This window comes from Methylobacterium organophilum (assembly GCF_022179465.1).
Lineage (GTDB): Bacteria > Pseudomonadota > Alphaproteobacteria > Rhizobiales > Beijerinckiaceae > Methylobacterium > Methylobacterium organophilum.
The window spans coordinates 221,655-235,242 of the sequence record NZ_BPQV01000006.1; the positions used below are offsets into that span (position 1 = coordinate 221,655).

Consider the following 13,588-nt stretch of genomic DNA (forward strand, 5'->3'; position numbering starts at 1 on the left):
GTTCGGGCTCGCTCATGGCGCGATGAAAAAGCTGATCGGAATGAGCCGTGAGCTGGCTCGCGAGGAAGCGTGCCCTGGCTGGGTCGCGCGTGCCTAGGCTTACCACGAGCTGCCTGGAACGGCAGAATCGGATCAGCGGCAGCGGGATCCGGCGGCGCCAGGAATAGCTCCCACCGCGCCTGTAAGCATGAGCGATAGCCGGCACCGGACACCTCGTGTGAGACACGCATGTGCAACACCGATGTGTGCCGACGCCTCCCGCTTCAGCGGGAAATCGTTCGAATTCAGAGACTTACGGGGGAATTTGGCTGGGGCGCCAGGATTCTCAGCCAAAACCGGAGGGGTACGACATCAAGGGGTTAGGCCCTCGATCACCCGTCTCGCGCGGCATCGGACCTAGGGAATGGACCATCGGATTGGACCCTGGTCAACGCTCGGTTTTGAGCGCTCCAAAGCCTCTGAAAATCGGCGCCAGATCCGCAAAGCGCCAGTAGCAGAACCGGGCTCAATGCCTGCAACCGGCCGTTTGGCCCAAAAGCTACTGTGTAGTACCTACGATTTTTCGGGACATGCGATACTGTCCGCGGCGCCTAATAACAAGTAATCGGCCAACTCTAAAAGTGCATCAGTTCGAGAAATGGATATTATCCCAGGTAGAATGGCCAAAACAGACGCGATACCAGGGATTTGATCGCGTCGCCATCCTCGTCGAACACGTAGAGTAGCTCGTCCTTAGATAGAGACATGCGCTCGACTAATCGATCGATATTCGCGCCATCGCGACGGGCATTGCGAACCAATTTAAGGAGACGCTTGTTGATATCCCAACTATCCGACACGTAGGGGAGATGGCGTTCGAGCAACGCCCGTCCTCGAGCTGAAAAACCATTGTCGAGCGCTACTTTACGCAGCCGCGGAAGAATGTCCGCGATAATCTTCATCGACTTGACGGGACTCCATCGACACAGGACCAGGAGATAGACGTCGAGATCGGCCCGTTCTGCCTCGGTTGCGCCCGGACCGGCTCGGCTGGCGGCTTCGACGAACGTCGACGGTTCAACCCCGTGTTCTGTCGAGAAGTCGATCAGCGCGACCGCGTGGCCGACCTGCTTGGATCCTTTCAGCTCGGCAAGCCCGCTTGCGATCACCTCCCGGGCCCGCGAAGAGAAGAACGGTCTCCATTTCTCGTGCAGGCCGCCCTTCGTCGAAAGCCCAATGGCTTCCACAAAAGCTTCGGAGGCGCGGCGTTCCAGGAAGGCGAAGGACTGCTTCGAAGGCGGACGGCTCATAAGACTTGCAATCAAGTGGCCTACGGCCGCCCTGCCTTTCGCAACGTCCAGGAGAGTTAAGATGCCGTCTTCATCCAGACGTGCCGCATCGAAATTCTCGATGAGCTGGGGTCGCATGGTTAGCACGCCCATGACAAAGGGTATCGGGACCGCTTCATCCAAGAGAGCGCACGGCTCTATTACGCGTGAGACCGCTTCCGCGACAGCCACGGCGTCCTCGACATTCAGATCTGGGACCGATCCTAGAGCGATCGCGGCCTGCTTCAGATCGCGCTGGTTGAGCATCCCAACCGTCGTTTCGAGCTCCTCGCGCTTGACCAGTCCGCTTGAGAGTGCCTGTCCACGCACTGCGAGCGTCACGAAGTCCCTGCCGCTTAGAGCGCCTAACAGAACCGTTTGATTTGGTTGAGTGTGATGAGGCTCGCTGCGAGGCTGGTGAAGGCCTCGTAGATGTCGCTGCGCCGCTCGTAACGGATGGGTAGGCGGCGGAAGCGGTTGAACCAAGCGTGAGTGCGCTCCACCACCCAGCGGCGGCGGCCGAGCCGCTCGCTGCTCTCGATGCCTTTGCGGGCGATACGCGGCACGATCCCGCGCGCCCGGCATTCCTGGCGTCGAGCCTTGGCATCGTAGGCCTTGTCGGCGTGCACCTTGCCAGGTCGTCGACGCGGGCGGCCGCGCCGACCATTGCGCAGGGGCGGGATGGCGTCGAGCGTCGAGGCCATCATCACGCTGTCGTGCCGGTTGGCCCCGCTCAGGCAGAAGCCGAGCGGCGTGCCGCGCGCATCGGTGACGAGGTGGCGCTTCGTGCCTGGCTTGCCCCGGTCCGTCGGGTTCGGGCCGGTGGTAGAGCCCCCTTTTTGGCCGGAACAGACGCACTGTCCAGGCTGGCCCGGCTCCAGTCGATCTGCCCGGCCGCGTGCAGCCGCTCCAGCAGCACCTGATGCAACTGCGCCCAGACACCTGCCTCCTGCCAGTCGCGCAAGCGGCGCCAGCAACTCATCCCGCAGCCGCAGCCCATCTCGGCAGGCAGCATCTCCCAGGGCAAGCCTGAGCGCAGCACAAACAGGATGCCGGTGAGCGCCGCCCGGTTCTCGATCGGACGGCGCCCACCCTTCGGACGCGGCCGGGGCGGCGGCAGAACCGGCGCAATCGCAAGCCAGAGATCATCGGGTAGAAGCGGACGAGCCATACCCATCAACGCCCCCGCACGCGATCCGTGCCCGTTCTGTTAGGCGCTCTTAAGGTTTGGGTCTACCGGATTGGTCTGAGTTCTGATTCAAGGCTGCTTTTTGGGAGAGCCGCCTTGCCGTGCCCCCCTGACCCGGATGCCCTGACGGACGAGCAGTGGGCTCGGCTTGCACCGCTGATGCCGGGCGGCCGCAAAGGCAAGCGCGGACCCCGCACCAACAACCGCCTGTTTCTCGATGCCCTGATCTAGATGGCACTGTCGGGTGGACGGTGGAAGGATCTGCCTGAGCGCTTCGGCAAGGCCGGGACGGTCAAGCGGCGCTATTACGATTGGATGGCCCGGGGTGTTCTCACCGACATCCTGGCGGCCCTGGCCGAGGAGGCGGACTTGGAATGGGTCTGCCTCGATGCCACCATCGTGCGCGCCCATGCCCAGGCCGCCGGGGCGCGCCGGGAAAAGGGGGCTCTGATGCCCAGGGCCTGGGTCGCTCCCGCGGCGGCCTGAGCACCAAGATCCATCTGGTCCGTGATGCGCTCGGCAATCCGGTGCGCCTGCTGGCCGGTCCGGGTCAGCAGGGCGAGGTGCTGCGCGCGGCCGAGTTGATCGAGGGCCTGGCCTGTGGCCATGTCATCGCCGACCGCGCCTACGATGCCGAGCACTTCCACGACACCGTGCTGGACGCCGCGGCGATCCCCGTGGTCCCGCCACGGCCCAACCGGCACCGGCCTCACGCGTACGATCGCATCCTCTACGAGGAGCGCAATCTGGTCGAGCGCTGCTTTGCCAAGCTCAAGCAGTTCCGCCGTGTCGCCACCCGCTACGACAAGCTGCTTTGCAACTTCACTGGCTTCGTCACCCTCGCTGCTATCTGTATCTGGATCAGATAGTTAAATCCTCACCACAGCCTAGTCGGTGATGCCTGCGACAACGCCATGGCCGAGAGCTTCTTCTCGACCCTGGAATGCAAACTGCTCGCCCGCCGGCGTTTCCACTCCCGGCCCGAGGCCCGCTCGGCCCTCTTCAGCTACCTCCAGGGCTTCTACAACGAGAGCCGTCCTCACACAGTCCTCGGGTGGCTGACACCCCAGGAATTCGCCTTGGCGGCGGCCCAGCAGGCTGCCGAATGAGACCCGGAAGCTCACCTTTCGGCTGGACCAAAGCGACGGGGGGACGTCAGTGCGCCGCACTGCACATCCCGAGCTGTGACGCAACCATTCGTGTCTATGTCCCCGACGGCGAGATCTTGGATCGCGGAGGCGCCGGTCATGTCGACATCCCAGGATTTGGCGGCGTTGGGTAGGTGGCGAGGCCGATCAGGCGTGGCAGCTGTCGCGTGCGGCGGTGATCACAGCAGCCGTCAGGCAACCGAGGCCCACGATGAGGACGATGTCGAGCCGCTCGCCGAGCAGTAGGGCGGAGGACAGAATCCCGATGGCCGGAACCGCCAGGGTCACGTTCGATAGGGTGACGCTGCTGATCCGCCGTCCGACCTCCGCGGAGATCACGAAGCAGAACGATGTCGCCACCGGCCCGATAAAGGCGAGCAGCCCCACGAGGCGCGGCGACCAGACCACGTTGAGGGGGCCCTCGATTGCGTAGGCGGCGGCGGCGAGGGGAATCGCGGCGAAGGCCATCTGCCAGGGCGCGAGATCGAGCGGATGCATGCTCCAGCGATGGTGGCGGACATGCAGGATCACGACGGCCCAGCACGCGGCGCAGACCAGCAGAAGGGCATTGCCGAGGAGAATGTCGGGATTGGTCCAGTCCATGCCGAACGGCGAGCACACGACGGCGACACCGGTGAGGCCACAGCCGATCGCGGCCGTCTGGGCCTGCGAGGGACGCTCGCGCAAGAATAGCCACGCCCCGAGCATGACCCAGACCGGGGTGGTATAGGCGAGCAGGGCTGCGCGGCCCGCATCGGTGTGCCGCATGGCGACCAATCCGAGGGCGGTGAAGGCCATCATCTGCAGGCCTCCGATGCTGGCGAGCACCGGCCAGTCGGCGCGCGCCGGCAGCCGCAGACGCCCGTTGAAGGCCAGCACCCCGAAGAGGGCCGCCCCTGCGGTCGAGAAGCGCAAGGTGGCGAGCCAGAGCGGCTTGATCTCGCCGAGGCAGAGCTTCATCGCCGGCCAGCTCAGGCCCCAGAGCACGACCATGAGCCCGAGCCAGACACCGTTCGGCACGGCCACGCGGGCTCGGATCGGTGCGACGGCGGGGGACATCGAATCAGCCATGGCAAGGGTCTCGCGGGCCGCAACGAAAGGAGCGGCGGCACGGGTTTTTTATCGCCACGCAGGCGGAATTTTCGTCTCGATGCTTCTCATTGGCGGCAATGATCGGTATAAATTGCCGGCACTCAACATCACATCGGAATAAAATGCCTCAGAAACCGGCGGACCTCGATGCGTCCAGCCTGCGTATCCTCGAACGCCTGCAGCAGGACAGCGAGGTCAGCGTCGCGGATCTGGCCGAGGAGATTGGGCTCTCCACCTCGCCGTGCTGGCGCCGCATCAACGACCTTAAGGCCAGCGGCATCATCCGCCGCTGCGTCGCGGTCGCGGATCCGATGGCGCTCGGCCTCGCGGTCAACGTCTTCGTGCACGTCTCTCTGGAGAAGCAGACCCAGGCCGCACTCAAAGCCTTCGACGATGCGGTCCGCAATCGTCCCGAAGTGATGGAATGCTACCTGATGAGCGGCGAAGCCGATTACATGCTGCGCGTCGTCGTCGAGGACCTCGCGCAGTATCAGCAACTCGTGCTCAATCACCTGACCCGGATTCCGGGCGTGGCGAATATTCGATCCAGCTTCGCGCTCGGGCAGGTGAAGTACACCACCGCCCTGCCATTGGGTCATCTGTATCGCTGAAGCGGCCGGCGCGCGAAGGTCAGACCTGCGCGGGAAGGCTTGGTGGATCGCCGGTCGAAGATCGGACGGCTGCCCTGTCTCGACGTGCCGGCTTGGCGGAAGCCGTTCGTCGTCTGATGAACGGTGATTCCGAAAGGATCGCCTTCGGATGTCGTGCCGTGCCTGAGAATTCACCCAGGGCTCTGCCCTGGATCGACGAAGGTTCGCCCTTCGACATCCAGGTTTCTGCAACGTGTGAGAACTACATGTTCGGGTAGTTCGGCCCGCCCGGGCCCTCGGGGGTGACCCAGGTGATGTTCTGGTTGGGATCTTTGATGTCGCAGGTCTTGCAGTGGACGCAGTTCTGCGCGTTGATCTGGTAGCGCAGGCCGTCGCGGGCGGAGGCGTCCTCCACCCATTCGTAGACGCCGGCCGGGCAGTAGCGGCCGGAGGGGCCGCCATAGACGTCGTGCTCGGAGCGCTTCTGGAGCTCGCTGTCCGTCACCTTGAGGTGAGGCGGCTGGTCCTCCTCGTGGTTGGTGTTCGAGAGGTAGACCGAGGAGAGCCGGTCGAAGGTGAGCTTGCCGTCGGGCTTCGGGTAGGTGATCGGCGTCACCTCGGAGAGCGGCTTCAGGCAGGCATGGTCCGGCTTGCCGTGTTTGAGGGTGCCGAACAAAGAGGTGTCCGCGAGGGCATTGGTCCACATGTCGAGGCCGCCGAGCCCGACCCCGGCCAGGGTGCCGTATTTCGACCAGAGCGGCTTGACGTTGCGCACCGGCTTGAGGTCGCGCCCGATCGCGCTGCCGCGCCAGCCCTCCTCGTAGGCGGTCAGCTCGTCGCCCTGACGGCCCGCCGCGATCGCCGCGAAGATGGCGTCGGCCGCCTGGATGCCGGACAGGATCGCGTTGTGCGAGCCCTTGATGCGCGGCACGTTCACGAAGCCGGCCGAGTCGCCGACCAGGCAGCCGCCGGGGAAGACGAGCTTGGGCACCGATTGCCAGCCGCCCTCCATGATGGCGCGCGCGCCGTAGCCGATGCGCTTGGCCCCCTCGAAGGTCTCGCGGATCATCGGGTGGGTCTTGAAGCGCTGGAACTCCTCGAACGGCGACAGGGTCGGGTTCTCGTAGTTCAGGTGCGTGACGAAGCCGACCGAGAGCAGGTTGTCGTCGAAATGGTAGAGCCAGGAGCCGCCGCCGGCCTTGTTGGGCAGGGGCCAGCCCATGGTGTGCTGGACGAGGCCGGGCTCGAACTTCGCGTCGCTGAGCTGCCAGAGCTCCTTGATGCCGATGCCGTATTTCTGGTGGTCGCTGTGGCGGTTGAGCTGGAAGCGCTCGATCAGGGTCTTGGTGAGCGAGCCGCGGGCGCCCTCGCCGAAGACCGTGTATTTGGCGCGCAGCTCCATGCCGCGGGTGAAATCGGCGCGCGGCGCACCGTCGCGGCCGATGCCGAGATCGCCGGTGGCGATGCCGGTCACGGCGCCCTTGTCGTCGTAGAGCACCTCGGAGGCCGGGAAGCCCGGATAGATCTCGACGCCGAGGCCCTCCGCCTTCGCGCCCAGCCACTTCACCGTGTTGGAGAGCGAGCCGACGAAGTTGCCGTGGTTCGACAGGAGCTTGGGAAAGAACAGGTTCGGCAGGCGGACGCCGCTGTTCTTGGTGAGGTAGAGGAACTCGTCACGCTCGACCGCGGTCTTGAGCGGGCGTTCGGGATCCGTGCGCCAGTCGGGCAGCAGGGCGTCGAGGCCGATCGGGTCGACCACGGCGCCCGACAGGATATGCGCGCCGACCTCGCCGCCCTTCTCCACCACGACGACGGAGATCTCCTCGCCCTTCTCCGCGGAGAGCTGCTTGAGGCGGATCGCGGCGGCGAGGCCCGCGGGCCCCGCACCCACCACCACCACGTCGAAATCCATCCCCTCGCGTTCGGGAAGCGCCATCGTTCCGGAAGTCCCCTGTTCGTCGCCTGCGCCGGTCAGCGTCCGGCTGCCCAGGCCGGCAGATCGGCGGCGCTGCGCTCTCCCGCGATGACCCGGGCGACGCCCTCACCCATCAGAGGACCGAACTTGAAGCCATGCCCGGAACAGGCGCTGAGCACGTAGCCTTTCGCTCCGATCGCCTTGGCGATGAACGCCTCGTCCTCCGTGACCGTGTAGAAGCACGCCTTGCGCTCCAGCACCGTGTACCGGTCGAAATCCCGGTAGGAGAGGCGTGCCGCGGCATACAGGCGGGCCACGTCCTCGTCGGTGGCGAGCCGGTTCCCGTCGGGATCGCCCTGGCGCGTGAATTGGTGATCGCCGAGCTTCAGACGGGTACCGGGCCGGGGCGGCAGGGTATAGGTCCCGCTCTCTAGGCCGAGATCGATGAAGATCGGCGCGCGTGCCCAGGCATCCGCGAGCTCGACCGGCGGCGCCACGAAGGCCACGGCCTGACGGGAGGCGACGGCGACGCCCCGGAGGTCCGGCACGAGGCGATCGACCCACGCGCCCGCGGCGACGACCACGGCGTCCCCGCGATGCACCTGTGCGCCGACCCTCACGCTGGCCTGCTCCGCATCCACCTCCGTGACCGGCGAGCCCGGATGGAAGCGCACGCCCCGAGCGGCGAGGTGGACCACGAGATCGGTGAGGATCCGGATCGGGAACAGCATGCCCGCGCCATCTGCCTCGTAGGCGCCGGTGACGCCCTCGGGCTCGATCATCGGATAGCAGTCCGCGAGAGCGCCGAGGGGAATGTCGCGATAGCCGATTTCGAGCTCGTCCATGCTCGTCCGGCTCCCCTGGAACCACGTGACGGGCTCGCGCATCAGCACCACGAGAGGCAGCGCCTCGAAATGCCGGACGCCGAGATCGGACCAGAGCGCCTCGTAGGCCGCGAAGGCCTCCGGCATCAGGCGTGCGTAGCCGGGGAAATCGCCGTAGGCGTGCCGCGTGATGCGGTGCTCGTCGTAGGACGAAGCCATCGCGTGCGGGATCTGTCCCTGCTCGAACACCTCCACGGAGAAGCCGCGCCGGACGAGGGCCCAGGCCGTCGACAGGCCAGCGATGCCGCTGCCCACGACCAGCACCTTGCCGCGCCGGGCCGAGCCCTGCGGTTCCTGTATCATCGCGCTCTCTTTCGCTGAAGAAGGGGTCGGGGATCTCAGGCCGCCGCTGCGGCCGTCGGCGTGAGCCAGCCCTGGCGCTCGCGCCAATCGGGGGCGAGGTTGCGGAAGCGGTGCAGGCCGAGCTTCTCGATGTCGGTGAACGAGCAGCGCCCGTCGAGGACGAGGTCGCGGATCGCGTGGCCGCTGGCCGGCGACAATCCGAACCCGACGCCGGACATGGTGCAGACCGTGACGTTGCCGGGATCGGCGGGCCGGTCGATCACCGGACGCCCATCCGGCGTGTTCTCGATGATGCCGGCCCACGAGCGGATGACGCGGACATGGGCCGCCTTCGGGAACAGGTCGGCGAGGCGCCGCGACAGGTTGGCGAGGAGGGGCGAGCTCGGACGGGCGAACGGGCCGTCCGGCTCCACGTCGAGCCATTCATGCGGGCCGCCGCCATAGGCGAGGTTGCCGCGCAGCGTCTGACGCCCGTACAGGCCGTTGCCGTCGCAGCCCCCGATGCGCATGAGCGGCAGGGGCTCGGTGACGATCATCTCGGCGCGGGCCGAGGCCAGGGGCAGCCGGATCCCGGCCGGGGCCAGCAGCGCCTCGCTCTGCGGTCCCGCGGCCACCACGACGTGGTCGCATGCGATGAAGCCCCGCGGGGTCTCGACGCCTGCGGCCTTGCCGCCGCGCAGGACGATGCGCTGAGCCGGGCAGTGCTGCAGGATGCGCCCCCCGAGATCCTGCAGCGCCCAGGCATAGGCCTGCACCGTGCGCTGCGGGTTGGCATGGCCGCCGCCATGGACGTGGATCGCGCCGACGGCGTTGTCGCCGGCAAGCGGGATCGCTTCGCGGCAGGCTTGCGGGTCGAGTTCGTCGACGCGGATCCCGTGTTGGCGGATGATCTCGGCGATGCGCCGGTACTGGGCCCATTGCCGGTCGGTCACCGCGAGGATGATCCGCTCGCGGCGGTACTCGGTGGGGTAGCCGAGAAGCGCGTCCATCTGCGGCCACAGTCGCTGCTCCTCAAGGAAGAGCGGGCTCTGGTAGTGGGAGCAGCCGCCGCCGTTCCGGCCGGAGGCCTCCCAGCCGACCACCCCCTTGTCGAGGACGACCACGTCGACGCCAGAGCGGGCGAGCCACCAGGCGGCGCTGAGACCCGTGACGCCGGCACCGACGACGACGACGGATGCGCCGGAGGGCAGAGCGATCTGTTCGTTCATGGTCCGTCTCACAGGTGCATGTTGCCGCCGAGATACTCGGCCTCGCGGGGCGTCCCGATATCGGCATAGGGCACCCATTGGGTCGGGATGCCGAACCAGACGTCCCAATGCTCGCGCATCGCCGGGATCTCTTCGATGCGGCCGAGCAGGCCGAGGGTCAGGGGGCGGACCGGCGCGCGGTAGCCGGCGAGGGGCACGCCGGCGAGGTCGCGGTCGCCGCCGATCGCCAGCATCATCGCCACCTGCTCCCGGCAGCGCCGAGCCTGGCAGGGGCCCATGCAGGCGCGGGTCAGCCGCTTGATCTGGTCCTGGTTCACGGGACCGTCACGCAGGAGGCTGCCGAGGTCGCGTTTCTCGACCGCCGCCGGGGCAGGTCCGAGATAGCGGGGCGGCCGCACACCCAGGAGATCGCCGCGGGAGACCTCTTCGCATTGGCAGGCCAGAACCTCGGGCGAACCGACCGCGAGCAGAGCCCGCATCCAGTCGAGCCGGTAGGGGTGACGGTCCCGCGTCGGCCGGACGGCGGCGGGCTCCGTCGCCTCGACCGTGCGTCCGAGGGAGCGAAGCGCAGCGCGCGCGGCGAGCCGGCCCTGTGCCTCCGCCGGTGCGATCTCCCCCGGGGACGCGTCCGACAGGCCGGCGCAGTCGCCCGCGACGAAGACCTCCGGCCGCGACGTCGCCGCACCATCGAGCTGGGGCACGTAGCCGCCGCGGGCGCCGTCGAATTCGAGCGTCGCGCCGACGACGTCGAGGAGTTCGACGTTCGGGATCCTGTCGACCGCGAGGCAGATGGTGTCGCAGGCGATCCGCCGCTCCGCGCCATCGGGGCCGCGAAGCACCGCGCCGGTCGTTCCGAACGGCCCGCGCTCGGCGGCGCGGATCACGTGACCGGTCAGGATCTCGACGCCGCGGGCGGCGAGCCCGGCGCAATCGGTCTCGGGCGCCTCGCGCACCTCGACCAGGGCGCAGACGGTGAGGCCGCGGGCGAGGGCCAGTTCAGCCGTCTGCACGGCGAGGCTGCCGCTGCCCAGGATGAGGATGCGCCCGCCCTCGAAGGCGTCGTAGCGGGCGAGAAGCGCGTGCAGGGCCTGGGCGCCCATGATGCCGGGCTGATCGACGCCCTCGAAGAACAGGACGAGGTCGCGCGCGCCGGCGGCGAGGATCAGCCGATCGAAGCCGCACAACCAGGTGTCCGTCTCGTTCGCGAGGCCGACCACCGGTCCGGGGAGCGTCTGTGCGCCGGGACCGGGCGCGAAGGCGCCCCAGGCCTGGACGCCGAGGGCGACGTCGACGCCCGCCTCGAACGCCTCTTCCAGGCGCGGATTGCTGGAGAAGACCTGCTCCAGCATCCGCTCCGTGTTGTGGACCGCGGCCCCCGCCCGCCCGCCGTAGAACAGCGGCACGTCCATGCCGATGAGCTCGCCGGACAGCGGGTTCTCGTCCACCAGCTTGACCTGGGCACCGTGGGCGGCCGCCTCGATCGCCGCGGCGACGCCGGCGGGGCCTGCGCCGACGACCAGGATCTCGACATGCTCACGGGCAGCGGGAAATTTCCCGTGGAGCGATTTCAGGTCGACCTGCGCGGCAGGAACCCCGGCGATGATGGTGTCGTCCATTGCGGGCTTGCTCCTTCAGACGGCGTCGAGCGCCTGGACGAGGTCGGCGATCAGGTCGTCGGCATGCTCGATGCCGACCGAGATGCGCAGGGTGCCGTCATCGACGCCGACCTCCTCGCGCCGGTCGCGTGGGACCGAGTAGTGGGTGGTGGTGGCGGAGTGGCAGATCAGGGTCTCGGTCCCGCCGAGGCTGACCGCCATGCGGATCAGGCTCAGCCGGTCGAGCATGCGGAAGGCCTCGGCCTCCCCGCCGTGGATGCGGAAGGAGAAGGTCGAGCCGGTGCCGGAGCATTGGCGTGCCAGGAGCGCCCCGGCCGGCGTGTCGGGATCGGCATGGCCGAGGAAGGAGACCGAGCGGATCTTGGGGTGCAGGCTCAGGAAGTCTGCGATCTTCCGGGCATTCGCGCAGGCCCGCTCGGTGCGCAGGTGCAGCGTCTCGAAGGAGCGCAGCAGGCCGGCGCAGACATGCGGGTCCGGGTGGCTCCCGAGCAGTGTGCGCAGCTTCTTGAGGCGATCGATCAGCACAGCCGATCCGCTGACGCCGCCGGCCAGGAGGTCGCTGTGGCCGCCCGCATATTTCGTGAGCGAGGTGATGCAGAGGTCGGCTCCGTGCTCCAGCGGCGACTGGAGGAAGGGCCCGAGGAAGGTGTTGTCCACGCTGATGAGCGGCCGGCGCCCCTGCTTCAGCCGGACCGCCTCGGCGATCTCCGAGAGCAGTGCGATGTCGCTGACGGAGCCCGTCGGGTTGGCCGGCGTCTCGCAGTGGATCAGCCCGAGCGAGCCGGTCTGGAGCACGCGCTCGGCCTCGGCTCGGATCGCGGCCCCGTCGAGGCCGTCCTTGAACCCGAATGCCTTGATCCCGAAGGCGGCGAGTTCCCCGTAGAGGAGGCCGTCGGTGCCGCCGTAGAGCGGGCGAGAATGCAGGACCGTGTCGCCGGGCCGCAGGAAGGCGAGCATCACGGCGCTGATCGCGGCCATGCCGCTGCCGAACACCGCTGCGTCCGCCCCCTTGTCGAGGGCGGCAAGACGGCGCTCGACCATGGTCAGGTTCGGATGCCCGAGGCGGGCATAGATGTAGCCCGGATCCTCGTCATCCGGCATCGGCACGCCGTCGAAATAGGCGCGGTGTACGTCCTTCGCGTGCTGGGCCGAGCGGTAGAGATAGGTCGAGGAGGGAAAGATGGGCGGCTTGGCGGCCCCTCGATAGGCGTGCGGGTCGTAGCCATGCGTGATCGTCACCGTTTCGGGACGCAGGATGCGATCTGGAGGGCTCATCACGATACTTTCAGGGTGACGGGGCCTTGCGGATGGGCGCAGCAGGCGAGGATGTCCCCGTCCGCGATCTCCTCGTCGGAGATGCCGCCGGCATGGGTCATGCTGACCTCGCCGGAGACCTTGCGGACGCGGCAGGTGCCGCAGATCCCCTGGCGGCAGGAGTTCGGAATCCGCACGCCGACGCGCAGCGCGGCGTCGAGCAGGCTCTCGCCCGACCGCACCATCGCCTCGCGGCCGGAGGGCAGGAAGCGGGCAAGCTGTTCCGCCCCCGCCGCCTCCGAGGGCAGGACAGCCGGCGGCGCGGCCGTCGGAGCTTCGGTGCCGAAGCTCTCCTGATGGAAGCGGGCTGTCGCCGCCCCGGTCGTCCGGTGCGCGGCGGCGACGGCGCTCATGAAGGCGCCGGGCCCGCAGGCGAAGACCTCCGCGTCGCGAAGGCTCGGAATCAGCGTGGTCCAGAACCCGGCTTCCGGCCGCCCGGCCAGGATGCCGGGCTCGGGGGCGCCGCGCGTGACGATCCAGTCGAGCCGCCAAGTGCCGATTCGGTGGGCGAGGTCGGTCAGCTCCTCCCGGAAGAGCAGGTCCTCACGGGTGCGCCCCACATGGACATGGTGAACGGGCACCCGGAGGTCCCGGTCGGCGAGCCAGCGCAGGATCGCGGCCATCGGCGTCGCTCCGCTGCCGGCCGAGACCAGCACGAGCGGACGGTCCGGCGCCGCCGCCAGCCGGAAGCTGCCGGCGGGCGGACGCGACTCCAGACTCATGCCCGGCGCGAGGCTGTCGTGCAGCCAGCGCGTCGCCCGCCCGCCTGCCTGAGCCTTGATGGTCAGGTCGACGCCGTCGCCGCGCAGCGGCGAACTCGCGATGGTGAAGCTGCGCCAAGCCGCTTCGTCCCCGAGCGGTACCGCGATGGTGAGGAACTGCCCCGGATCGAACACGATCCGGGACCCCGAAGCCGGCACGAAGCGGAACGTCTTGACGCCCGGCGCCTCGTCGCGGATCGCCGCGCAGACGAGGCGATCTCCGCCACCCCGCCAGATGGCCTGCATGTCCATGGTTCGCCC

Annotated in this window: 10 protein-coding genes and 3 pseudogenes; 3 read left to right on the top strand and 10 right to left on the bottom strand. The window is 68.0% G+C overall.

Translation table 11 applies throughout. From position 1 onward, the window contains the following. Positions 1 to 28: 28 nt before the first annotated feature. The 3 genes and pseudogenes from MFF21_RS24105 to MFF21_RS12250 all read right to left on the bottom strand — a co-directional run. Positions 29 to 226: pseudogene (locus MFF21_RS24105) on the bottom strand (DUF6538 domain-containing protein); the annotation flags it as partial. Between the two features lie 418 nt (positions 227 to 644). Continuing rightward, on the bottom strand, positions 645 to 1,649 hold the full coding sequence (locus MFF21_RS12245; protein ID WP_238311396.1) for a hotdog family protein: 1,005 nt from the start codon (positions 1,647 to 1,649) through the stop codon (positions 645 to 647). A gap of 23 nt (positions 1,650 to 1,672) precedes the next feature. Next, positions 1,673 to 2,478, bottom strand: a protein-coding gene (locus MFF21_RS12250; RefSeq protein WP_238311397.1) for an IS5 family transposase whose coding sequence is annotated in 2 segments (ribosomal slippage) — positions 1,673 to 2,142 and positions 2,142 to 2,478 — 807 coding nt in all. Because the reading frame shifts where the segments join, the coding sequence is not laid out codon by codon here. 177 nt (positions 2,479 to 2,655) lie between these two features. Between MFF21_RS12250 and MFF21_RS12255 the strand changes: the two are divergent. Together MFF21_RS12255 and MFF21_RS12260 are read left to right on the top strand one after the other, a co-directional pair. Next, positions 2,656 to 3,365 (top strand): annotated as a pseudogene (locus tag MFF21_RS12255) (IS5 family transposase). A gap of 18 nt (positions 3,366 to 3,383) precedes the next feature. Next, positions 3,384 to 3,605 (top strand): annotated as a pseudogene (locus MFF21_RS12260) (integrase core domain-containing protein); the annotation flags it as partial. 186 nt (positions 3,606 to 3,791) lie between these two features. On the opposite strand, the gene MFF21_RS12265 reads toward MFF21_RS12260, so the two are convergent. Further along, entirely contained in the window at positions 3,792 to 4,715 is a 924-nt protein-coding gene (locus tag MFF21_RS12265; protein ID WP_238311398.1) for a DMT family transporter, read from the bottom strand. A gap of 143 nt (positions 4,716 to 4,858) precedes the next feature. Between MFF21_RS12265 and MFF21_RS12270 the strand changes: the two genes are divergently transcribed. After that, positions 4,859 to 5,347, top strand: a complete 489-nt coding sequence (locus tag MFF21_RS12270; RefSeq protein ID WP_238311399.1) for an Lrp/AsnC family transcriptional regulator — start codon at positions 4,859 to 4,861, stop codon at positions 5,345 to 5,347. A gap of 241 nt (positions 5,348 to 5,588) precedes the next feature. On the opposite strand, the gene MFF21_RS12275 is transcribed toward MFF21_RS12270, so the two are convergent. The 6 genes from MFF21_RS12275 to MFF21_RS12300 are packed head-to-tail and all read right to left on the bottom strand — an operon-like array spanning position 5,589 to position 13,573. Next, positions 5,589 to 7,262, bottom strand: a complete 1,674-nt coding sequence (locus MFF21_RS12275; RefSeq protein WP_238311400.1) for an electron transfer flavoprotein-ubiquinone oxidoreductase — start codon at positions 7,260 to 7,262, stop codon at positions 5,589 to 5,591. A 35-nt stretch (positions 7,263 to 7,297) separates the two neighbouring features. Then, positions 7,298 to 8,428, bottom strand: a complete 1,131-nt coding sequence (locus tag MFF21_RS12280) for an NAD(P)/FAD-dependent oxidoreductase (protein WP_238311401.1) — start codon at positions 8,426 to 8,428, stop codon at positions 7,298 to 7,300. 35 nt (positions 8,429 to 8,463) lie between these two features. After that, positions 8,464 to 9,636, bottom strand: coding sequence for an NAD(P)/FAD-dependent oxidoreductase (locus tag MFF21_RS12285; protein WP_238311402.1), 1,173 nt, complete (start codon positions 9,634 to 9,636; stop codon positions 8,464 to 8,466). A gap of 8 nt (positions 9,637 to 9,644) precedes the next feature. After that, positions 9,645 to 11,252: an FAD-dependent oxidoreductase gene (locus MFF21_RS12290; RefSeq protein WP_238311403.1), complete on the bottom strand. Its 1,608-nt coding sequence runs from the start codon at positions 11,250 to 11,252 to the stop codon at positions 9,645 to 9,647. A gap of 15 nt (positions 11,253 to 11,267) precedes the next feature. Next, a complete protein-coding gene (locus MFF21_RS12295) occupies positions 11,268 to 12,527 on the bottom strand; it encodes a cystathionine gamma-synthase family protein (protein ID WP_238311404.1) in 1,260 nt (419 codons plus the stop codon). Next, on the bottom strand, positions 12,527 to 13,573 hold the full coding sequence (locus tag MFF21_RS12300; RefSeq protein ID WP_238311405.1) for a flavin reductase family protein: 1,047 nt from the start codon (positions 13,571 to 13,573) through the stop codon (positions 12,527 to 12,529). Before MFF21_RS12300 ends, MFF21_RS12295 begins: the two co-directional genes overlap by 1 nt. Positions 13,574 to 13,588 lie beyond the last annotated feature (15 nt).